9 protein-coding genes are annotated in these 10286 nt (G+C 37.1%); 3 read left to right on the top strand and 6 right to left on the bottom strand.

Annotated elements, in window-relative coordinates:
- Window positions 1-6 precede the first annotated feature (6 nt).
- Entirely contained in the window at window positions 7-681 is a 675-nt protein-coding gene (gene ccmB, locus OLW01_RS08680) for a heme exporter protein CcmB (protein ID WP_268073452.1), read from the bottom strand.
- Between the two features lie 3 nt (window positions 682-684).
- Window positions 685-1284, bottom strand: a complete 600-nt coding sequence (gene ccmA / locus OLW01_RS08685; RefSeq protein WP_268073453.1) for a cytochrome c biogenesis heme-transporting ATPase CcmA — start codon at window positions 1282-1284, stop codon at window positions 685-687.
- A gap of 107 nt (window positions 1285-1391) precedes the next feature.
- Between ccmA and OLW01_RS08690 the strand changes: the two genes are divergently transcribed.
- Together OLW01_RS08690 and OLW01_RS08695 are read left to right on the top strand one after the other, a co-directional pair.
- Window positions 1392-3377, top strand: coding sequence for a hypothetical protein (locus OLW01_RS08690; protein WP_268073454.1), 1986 nt, complete (start codon window positions 1392-1394; stop codon window positions 3375-3377).
- Window positions 3374-3679 (top strand): EscU/YscU/HrcU family type III secretion system export apparatus switch protein, encoded by a 306-nt coding sequence (locus OLW01_RS08695; protein ID WP_268073455.1) that lies wholly within the window; start codon window positions 3374-3376, stop codon window positions 3677-3679. The genes OLW01_RS08690 and OLW01_RS08695 overlap by 4 nt, the downstream gene beginning before the upstream one ends.
- Before the next feature lie 3 nt (window positions 3680-3682).
- On the opposite strand, the gene OLW01_RS08700 is transcribed toward OLW01_RS08695, so the two are convergent.
- Both OLW01_RS08700 and glnS read right to left on the bottom strand, forming a co-directional pair.
- Entirely contained in the window at window positions 3683-4252 is a 570-nt protein-coding gene (locus tag OLW01_RS08700; protein ID WP_268073456.1) for a YaeQ family protein, read from the bottom strand.
- 215 nt (window positions 4253-4467) lie between these two features.
- The gene (glnS, locus tag OLW01_RS08705; protein WP_268073457.1) at window positions 4468-6135 is read right to left on the bottom strand and encodes a glutamine--tRNA ligase; all 1668 of its coding nucleotides are present in this window, start codon (window positions 6133-6135) and stop codon (window positions 4468-4470) included.
- Between the two features lie 279 nt (window positions 6136-6414).
- Here glnS and OLW01_RS08710 point away from each other — a divergent pair, with 279 nt between their 5' ends.
- Window positions 6415-8502, top strand: coding sequence for a bifunctional diguanylate cyclase/phosphodiesterase (locus tag OLW01_RS08710; protein WP_268073458.1), 2088 nt, complete (start codon window positions 6415-6417; stop codon window positions 8500-8502).
- Window positions 8503-8534: 32 nt separating this feature from the next.
- Here OLW01_RS08710 and OLW01_RS08715 read toward each other — a convergent pair whose 3' ends face one another.
- Together OLW01_RS08715 and OLW01_RS08720 are read right to left on the bottom strand one after the other, a co-directional pair.
- Window positions 8535-8969 carry a hypothetical protein gene (locus OLW01_RS08715; RefSeq protein ID WP_268073459.1) on the bottom strand — a complete coding sequence of 145 codons (435 nt, stop codon included), beginning with the start codon at window positions 8967-8969 and terminating at the stop codon, window positions 8535-8537.
- A complete protein-coding gene (locus OLW01_RS08720; protein WP_268073460.1) occupies window positions 8957-10153 on the bottom strand; it encodes a porin family protein in 1197 nt (398 codons plus the stop codon). The genes OLW01_RS08715 and OLW01_RS08720 overlap by 13 nt, the downstream gene beginning before the upstream one ends.
- Between the last annotated feature and the right edge of the window lie 133 nt (window positions 10154-10286).

Below are 10286 nucleotides of genomic sequence, written 5' to 3' on the forward strand. Positions count from 1 at the left end.
TAATTATTATCCTAAATTTAATTTTAATGCTTGCGCCGTTGCAAGCGGCGCTATTGTTAATGCAAAAATAGCCAGTGCGAATAAAATAAGTAATGGGCTAGTATAAGGCAAAGACTGACTCGCTGCTTCTTGCGCTGCACTGGCAAAAATAATTGCGGGTATCAATAAAGGCACAATTAAAAGCGCCATAACACCACTGCCTTTTCGGCTTGAAACCAGCAGCGCACTTGCTACCGAGCCAAGACAGGTCATTAATATGCTGCCACACAATAAAGTTTGCAACATAACCCACCATAACTGAATATCAAAACTAAAAAATGGCACGACTAAAAAACTACTTAACACTAAAGGCACACAATACAAAAGCCAAAAACTAATGACCCTAGCACTCACAATTAAACTGCCGGGATAACCTGACAGAAATAGCTGTTCCAACCAACCATTTTCATAATCTTCGGCAAACATACGAGGCAATGCGATTAAAATGGCTAAAATAACCGCAACCCAACCAATGCTAGGTGCTAATCGAGCCAGCAAGTTGCCCTCCGGGCCAACCGCAATCGGAAACAGAATCAAAACTAAAATAAAAAATAAAATGGGCAAACCCAATTCATGCTTTTGTGTTTTAGCCAATTGCAGGTCGCGTTTAAGCATTTGATAAAAAAAATGTGAATATGACATAACTTAAAACCGATAACTCAACTCTAGTCTCTGATCGACAATTTGATCAGGTAAAGTTTGGTGACTTGTCACTATCACATAACCGCCTGCCGCTTTGTGCCTTTCAAATAAAGTATTTAAAACTTCCACGCCTTTGATGTCGATTGACGTAAAAGGTTCATCTAAAACCCATAATTTTGCATTAGATACCCACATTTTAACCAAAGCGACTCGTCTTTTCTGACCAGCGGACAAAAATTTAACCGGAATATCCATCAAACCACTCAACCCTACTTTCATTAACAAGCTTTCACAGTCTGCTACTTGATCCGTTAAATTAAGCCAATGTTGTAAGTTTTGCTTTGCTGACAACCACTCATTTACTGCAGCTTTATGCCCAATATATAAAATATCCGGGCTGCAATCAGCAATAGGTACGCCCGATAACTGAACTTCCCCTTGGTGTAATTGCTGCAAACCAACTAAACTACGTAAGAGTGTTGTTTTGCCAGCGCCATTGGGCCCAGTAAGGTACAGTAATTGACTAGGTTCAAGTTTAAATGACAAATCATCAAATAAAATTCGCTGATTTCTAATGCAAGTTAACTGATTGGCCGATAACAAAATAAGCAACTATTCGAGTATGGAAAATGGGGTCGAATATTACCATAATCGAGTGATTAAACCACAGTTAATAGCCATCCAGTTTTGCTTATGGCTGAAGAGTTTTTATGGTAGAACCTGATTATTTACAAAAGAGTTTACAAAAAAGCACGCCGAACCTAGCATCAAGTACCCAACGTACAAATGCATTGGTCCCTTATGCCCAAATCCAAGACAATATCAGGCAAGCGGCCCTGCATAAAGTAAACCAAGTGATTAGCCAGTTGCAATTTCCAAGTGGCCAAAAAATAGATATAAAGCTCAACCCCAATCAACAATCGCAGCTTAACAATATTAAGCAAGTAGATGTCAGTTTACAGCAGCAAACACTGACTATTTCGCCAAGTAAAACGTTAGTCACTAGGCAGCCGTTAACCTCAATCCAAGTAAATCATTTAGCACAACATGCAACTAAAACTCTAGAGCCGAATCAAATTAAAGGTCATTTAGTAACGGCATCCGTTAAACAAAACCAGGCTGAGTTTGTATTTGAAGATAAACATTACAGATTGCCATTGCCTCATGATTTAACGCACCGAAAACAGTTATCTTTAATAGTAAAACCCGAAGCGCATGGCCTTAATATATCCATTGTTAATCATCCTAAGCATCAAAACATGGTTATTAATGCACAAATTAACCAACCTAAAGCGGATACTTACCTGGTAAAAAATATACTTATCGAGCAACCAAATATAAGCTTTACATTAGCCAATACTCCTATAAAACTAAAATTGGAAAACTCGGCAAACATTCAGTTAAACCAAGTTAATGGCTGGCAATTAGCTAATTTAACAGTTAAAGGAGAGCAAGGTGAATTACAGTTAGCCAATAATGAAAAATATTCATTTATATTGCCAGTAAAACAAATGGCACAACAAACCCTTAGTCAATTATCACACACGCCAAAAGCATTATTTGAATTACTAGCAATAAAAAACCCAACGGCGGATTTACCACTTAATCAAAATGACAAACTAAAATTTAGCTTGCAAAGCAATCCAGCTTCATCCAACAAGCCTGAGTTAGTGATTCAATATGATAAATCCATATCTATTCAGATTAAAATAACAGATGAACTGCGCAACCAGTTGATAAACAGCCAGTTATTTCAATTAAAAAGCCCATTGGTTCAGGCTCAGGTTCAACCGAAAAACGAAATTTCGCCTGCTGCGCTCTTAAAACAATTAAACCAAACAACCGACCATAAACAAACATTATCGCTTAGCCAAATTCAGAACATCAGACAATTAGCACATCAAGTACAACAAAATGATCTAAGCGAAAGTTTACAGTTTTTATTTGAAAAACAATCCACTTTGCAAAATACGTTAACAAGATTATCAAAAGGATTAGACCAACTTAAATTACCAACGAGTGCAGAGCAAGTTCAATCACAAATTAAAACACAAATACAGTTACCCAGCTTAGTGGCTAATCTAAGCACAAATCCGTTACAACCCAATACAGGTTTGGCTACCCAATTATTACAAGCTCTGCAAATATTGTTTAAAGCTAAAACGAATACTCGTCAAGCATCAAGTGAAAGCCAGTTATCGTCTAAAAATTCATCTCAGGGCCAAGTTACAGCACAAAAGTCAACGCAATCCGCAGCTCAGGCACTTAAACATTTTCAAATAAATCAAATCAAATCAGCCGAACATCAAACTCAAGGGCAAAACCAGATTTTCGCGAGTTTGCCATTTATGCAAAATAACCAAATTGATTATGCGCAGCTGGCGTTACAGTGCGAGGCAGATGAGTTTGAAGATGAACATAAGCAAGCAATCAAGCTATGGAAGTTTTCACTTAAATTTAATTTTGAAGAGCATGGCAAACTATTAATTAAAGCAGCATTAATTGACGACACCTTAAAATTAAATATCTACTGTGAAGCCGACAGTTTAAACCAAGTCGCCCAAGCCAAAATAAACGAATTAAAAAAGCGACTAAGTCACTTCAATTTAAATTTAGAAGAAACCGGATTTAACATCGGAAAGATCCCCGAACAACTGTGGCAAGAAACCGCAATAACGATGCAGTATAGATTATGACAGATAAAACGCCTAAAACCGCGATTAGCTTAACCTACCCAGCGCCACAAACGCCTAAAGTCGTTGCTAAAGGGTATAATCATTTAGCGGAACATATTATTGAACAAGCCGAACAAGCCGGTATTTTGGTGCATCAAGATAACGAGCTGGCTGATTATTTAAGCCGATTAGATGTCGGCAGTGAAATCCCCAGAGAAGTTTATTTAATTATTGCCGAACTCATCGCTTGGTCTTATATGCTGCAAGGCAAAGAACCCGATGAATGGAACAATTTACATCAAAAAATTGATCAAAAAGTATAACCTTTAATGAATTAAATCCAGTAAAGGTACGGTTAGCGGATGATAAAAAGTTAAACTAGATTCAAGGTATAAATCACCAGAGGCTACCGTAATCTGATCATTATCGATCATCACATTCCAATGAATATTTTTAGTCGTTTGCGCTGCCAGTTGTTCGATTAATTCACGCGAAATCTCAACTAACTGTAGATTAGGATGCTTATTAATATTTTTAAGCAGTTTTTGTACTTTATCCGCTTGTGTATAAAACAGCCAAATATGTTCTGATTTTGCTTCTGCTTTTTCTAGCCGATCGGGCAAGAAATTGTCCACTTCGACCCAGTGTTCATATTGCGCCTGAGTACGTTTGACAAATAAATCAGGTAATTCACTCGAGTTAATCGAGCGCCCTAATTGTATTTTTTCATCAACAAACAAATCTTGGCGAAATAACGCCCATGTTAATAACCGCAGTGTAAAGTGTTCAGCCGATTCTTGGCCGTCAATGGATATGACTTCCATTAAACGCAAATATTGCTGAGAGTCTAAGTGCGATACATTAATATCCGCTTTAATCACTGTTGAACTGGCCATCTGGTTTAACCTCGCTCAGTTGACTGGATTTTGTATCTAACATCTTAAAGTTTAATGCAATTTGATAAAAACACCCTATCCGCTATACATTTAATCTAGTTTTTAGAGCAATTTGTGATTGAGGCCTCGCTTATATGGCTTAAAAACAAAAAGGCACTGAATCGATTTGACGAATCAGTGCCTTTTAAGCTAACTGTTAAACAGATATTTAAGGGTTATTTAGCTTCAACTTTTGCCCAGCTATCTCGTAAACCCACAGTGCGATTAAATACTAATTTATCTGCTGATTGATTATCTCGGCAAAAATAACCTGTTCGTTCAAATTGAACTGATTTTTCGGCTTCAAGGTCAGCTAAACTAGGTTCAACCACACAGTTAGACATTACCACCAAGCTTTGAGGATTAAGCGCTTGAGTAAAATCTTCTTCTGCTGCAGGGTTAGGCACTTGGAATAATCTATCATATAAACGGACTTCTGCTGGTTTAGCATGCGCGGCACTCACCCAATGTATAACCCCTTTAACAGAGCGTCCATCAGCTGGCTTTTTACCTAGCGTATCCGCATCGTAAGTACAATAAATGGTGGTCACTTCACCTGCTTCATTTGTCTCAATACGTTCAGCTTTAATAACATAAGCGCCGCGTAACCGAACTTCTTTGCCTAATACCAAACGTTTAAATTTTTTATTGGCTGATTCTCTAAAGTCTTCTTTTTCAATCCATAGCTCGCCAGAAAATGGAACGTCTCGTTTACCAAATGCTTCGTTTTGAGGGTGGTTTGAAACATGTAAAATTTCTTGCTGATCAGCCGGATAATTTTCAATAATGACTTTTACCGGATCTAAAACCGCCATCGCTCGCGGCGCATTTTCATTTAAGTCTTCACGGATACAGGCTTCTAACATTGCCATTTCAACCATGTTATCCATCTTAGTAACACCAATCCGCTTACAAAATTCACGGATAGATGCAGCTGTATAACCTCGTCGACGCAAGCCTGCAACCGTAGGCATACGTGGATCATCCCAACCAGCCACGTGATTGTCTTCAACCAATGCAATTAATTTACGTTTGCTCAATACCGTATATTCAAGGTTCAACCTTGAAAACTCGTATTGATGTGGGCGTGATTCAATCGAAATATTATCTAATACCCAATCGTATAATCGGCGATTATCTTGAAACTCTAATGTACAAAGCGAATGAGTAATCCCTTCAATCGCATCTGAAATACAGTGGGTAAAATCGTACATTGGGTAAATGCACCACTTTTCGCCCGTTTGATGATGATGCGCAAATTTAACTCGATATAACGCAGGATCTCGCATACACATAAAAGGAGACGCCATATCAATTTTTGCTCTTAACGCACACTCACCTTCTTTAAACTCACCCGCTCGCATTTTTTCAAATAACGCTAGATTTTCTTCTATCGATGTATCTCGGTACGGACTATTTTTTCCTGGCTCTTTTAAAGTACCACGGTATTCGCGCATTTGTTCGCCATTTAAAAAGCAAACATAAGCTTTACCAGCTTTAATTAGCTCAAGCGCATACTGATAAAGCTGATCAAAATAATTAGATGAGTAACAAACGTCATTGTTCCATGTAAAACCCAACCAGGTTACGTCACTTTCAATAGAGCGCACATAGTCGATGTTTTCTTTAGTTGGATTAGTATCATCAAACCGTAAATTGCATTTTCCGTTGTAATCTTCAGCGATACCAAAATTTAAACAAATCGATTTAGCATGACCAATGTGCAAGTAGCCATTTGGCTCTGGCGGAAAACGAGTTTGAATTTGAGAATGTTTACCACTGGCAAGATCTTCATCAATGATATTACGAATAAAATTGCTTGGGCGAGCGACTGTGTCGACCATATAACGATTATACCTCTCTAAATTAAGCCAGATTATTTTTGAAGTTTTATATCCCGATTGTACCGTATTTTCAGCACGGGTATAGATAATCTAACATGAAAAGTAAAAAAACTAAGCTTTAAGCGATTTTTATCAATTAAAAGCTTTATATATAGTGTTTAAAAGCTAAATTTTTGTTATAAATAATTTTTTATATGACGAATCCTTAAACGAACATAATTACCATTTAAAATTCGTAACCAAAACGCTAAGTGACGTTGTATTAGTATAAGGGACATAATGTTTGTCAGCATTAGAACAAAATTAATTGCTATCTCAGTCTTAACCATGATTGCCAGTGCGACCGCGCTAGTCACATTAGCTTTAAACGAACATGAGCGATTATTTAAGCAAGCAATTAGCCAAGATTTATTAGCACTTAGCAATAACTTGGCAACAGGAATGATTGAGCACTTTTCATCAACCCCAGTTGATGAATTTGCGATTAGTACCCAGTTATTACAACTGGATCATTATCCTTATATTCGCTACGCCTTAGTATTAGACAAAAATAACACGCTCATCCAACCTTATGTCAATCCAGATTTTTTTTCGCCAAAGATCATAAAAGAAATTGAAGCTGCTATCGATTCAGGTAAAGTTGAAAAGCTACCATTTAATCAAGTCAACATAGATCCACCGTATTTAATGCTACGTCAAAGCATTGGAGATTCAGGCTACCCAGTGGGTACTTTTGTCATATCAGTTGATTACCAAAACCAAATTCACACTAGCCAAGAACTGTTTTTATCAAAAGTGATTCCAGTCACCATAGCCATCATTATTACCATTATTATTTTATTCATTTGGCTGCAAAGCAGCTTAATTAGACCCTTAATAAAATTAAAAAACTTAGTTTCTCAAGTCACACAAACTGCAAATTATCAGTTAAAAAGTGAACACTCTGGCAATGATGAAATTGCCAGTTTAGCCGGCAGCATCAATAAAATGCTAAATACCATTAATCAAGAAAAACAAGAAAATACGAAACACACTAATACTTTAATTGAACAACAGCAAAAGCTTACATTACTAGCAAATTACGACCCCCTAACCCACTTGCCAAATCGCAAATTATTCTTAGAAAAAGTCGACAATATGCTAACTAACGATAATTTATCATTTGCGATATTACTACTAGATTTAGATGACTTTAAAACGATTAACGATACCTTAGGCCACACGAATGGTGACAAGCTCCTTAAGCAAATAGCACAACGATTATCAGACTGTGTTAGTAAAGACTGCACACTTGCTCGAATTGGTGGTGATGAATTCGCAATTATTATTCCAAACGCTAAACAAGCTAACGATTTAATTTATATTACCCAGCAAATATTTTCAGTTTTCACGACTAGTTTTGCACTTAACAAATGGCAAATCAGCACCAGCGTTAGTATTGGAATTGCTTTTAATCAAGGGAATCAAATTCAACTACACACCTTGTTGAGCAATGCAGATATTGCAATGTACAAAGCTAAAGCCAATGGGCGTAATCAATATGTCATTTTTGCAGATTCTATGAGTGAGCAACAACAAAGAAGACTGCAAATTGCAAACGCTATTGATCAAGCCCTTATCGAAAATGAGTTCTTTATTGTTTACCAAGCGAAAGTCTCGCCAACAAAAGGGGCTATCGCTATGGAAGCGTTATTACGCTGGAAAAGCCCTACGTTAGGTTTTATATCACCGGCTGAATTCATCCCAATTGCTGAACAATCCGGTAAGATTACCGATTTAACCACTTGGTTAATTAATAATGGCTTTCAAACATTAAAACAAAATAAAGCGCTAGCAAATTGCATTATCTCTTTTAATTTATCTACTTTTGATATTTTAAAACCTAGTTTTTTAAATAGCCTAATCGACAAAATTCACCAATATGAAATTTCGCCTAATCTGCTTGAGTTTGAAATTACTGAGTCGATTTATATGGAAAATTTTATTTTAGCGAATTTATTTATTAAAGAAATCAAAGCCCTTGGCTGCCACATTGCATTAGATGACTTTGGCACTGGGTATTCCTCATTAAGTTATTTAACCCAAGTATCAGCTGATACGCTGAAAATAGATCAATCATTTATTCACAACTTACAGCGCTCGGATAAAGACAGGCAAATAGTTGAAGCGATTATCCGCCTCGCTAAAACGCTTAACTTAACCGTTTGTGCCGAAGGCGTTGAAACTGACGCTCAATATTTAATCTTAAAGCAGGCAGGTTGCGACTTTATTCAAGGTTATTTATTTTCTAAGCCGCTTGAAAGTCACTTAATATCAGATCAAATAAATAAAATAAATCAACAGCTCAACTTATATACAATTAACTAGGTTAAGATGTTTGTTGCTTTGTTGATGACATGTCAGTCAAGCGGCACACGATAAATGATATGAAATAAATTTGCGTCAACTAAATGGCTAGGTAAATAACCTAAAGCGCCGGGTTGCTGCTTAAGTTGTTCAATCAATTTTTCCGTGTTATCCATTTCCGTCGGTTCAGTACGTCTACCGGTAAAACGCATTTGTGCCCAATAAGACTGAATTCTAGCCTCACTTAAACCAATTACCTTTGAATTAAATACGCTGCGCCAGCGTACGCCAACCGGTAAAGCCAACGGCTGAATATTAACCCCATCAACCGATAATCTAGCGCCAAGATAGACTTGTTTAATCTGTTGCCTAGACAATTCAACTGGCGACATTTTTGAACTAACAACCAATAAGTCATTGGCATTGGCAAATAAGCTCAGCGAGCAAAAAATGAATAAAATAAGCCGTTTATTGACTAAAATACCCATTCAACACTCCCCGTTAATAACGTTGCCTGTCGATCAAAATCAGTGTGCTCAATCGTAGGTAAATGTATTTCTGGGCGGCCACTAATAAAACTTAAATCTAATTTAAACGCAAGGCCCGGTTGGTAATCCCAACGACTCCCTAGGATTATCGTTGATGAGTTAAAAATAGGTCTGTCTTGTGATACTTGATTATAAGCACCAATGAGATAATCGGCTTCAGGATCGCCAATTGTAGGCAGCACTGGAAAATTTGAAATATAATGCCCGCGCCGCTCACTAAAAGTGAGATGATACGTAAATTCATTATGTTGGTAACCAGCAATAATATAATAGCCAGTTAATTCAGTTAATAAATCGATTTCATGGCTGATATCTATCCATTCCCCTTTCAAATACCAATTTAAACGCTCATAAGACAAGCTCAGTTGAGTAAATTCAACATCCCCTTCTACCCGTAACGATTCAGAAACCGATGAAAAAACGGGCCACTGCTGACCCATTTCAGTAAATGCATCAATCACGGGATTTAGCCCAACATCATCTACTCGGTAATTCCCCAACGTTTTAGACAAACGAGCGTTAAAAGAGCCTCGACTTAACTGAAAAGCAATTCCGTTAAAGTAATCAAGATCGACATCAAACTCTTCACCCGCGACCGAAATTGTTTCATCTACTTGACCAACATAAGCTTGAATTGAAACATTATATTCAGCCAGTAAACTCGTATATTCAGCTAAACCGCCAGTGAACGATGAGAAAAAAAACGAATCGTATATCTCTGTTGGCAAAACAACCCAAGGGTAAGCATAACCAACATTTATCACATCGCTATAGTCAAAAAACGGCGTATGTAACTTACCCAGTTTTATTTGCCAGTTATCATTTAAGTGATATTTTAAGTAAAGCCATTCAAGACCAGAATTTGACGACTGAGTTTTACCTAATACCTGGGCAGTGACCGATAAATCGGGGTTTAAATCATAACTAGCCTGCAGCCCTAATAAACTATGTTGGTTAAACTTCAAGTCCTTGTCATAAGTTGATAAAGCATCATCTTCAGACAACATAACGCCACCAACCAAACGTGCAAAACCTGAAAAATTAATCTCATTTGTATTTGCACTAGCCACTGTTGGACTGGCTGATAATAATGCGGCTGAGAGTAGTACTTGAACAAAACGCATGAATAAATCCTTGAGCCTATTTGGTAATATTATAATTTGCCGATCTGCAGCAAGCAGAACTGGATTCAAATTAATTTTGTATGCATTCACTCATTTATAAATTTAAACTTAGCTAATTAAAAATTAGGTTAGT

It is taken from the genome of Catenovulum adriaticum, from assembly GCF_026725475.1.
GTDB classification, from domain to species: Bacteria; Pseudomonadota; Gammaproteobacteria; order Enterobacterales; family Alteromonadaceae; genus Catenovulum; species Catenovulum adriaticum.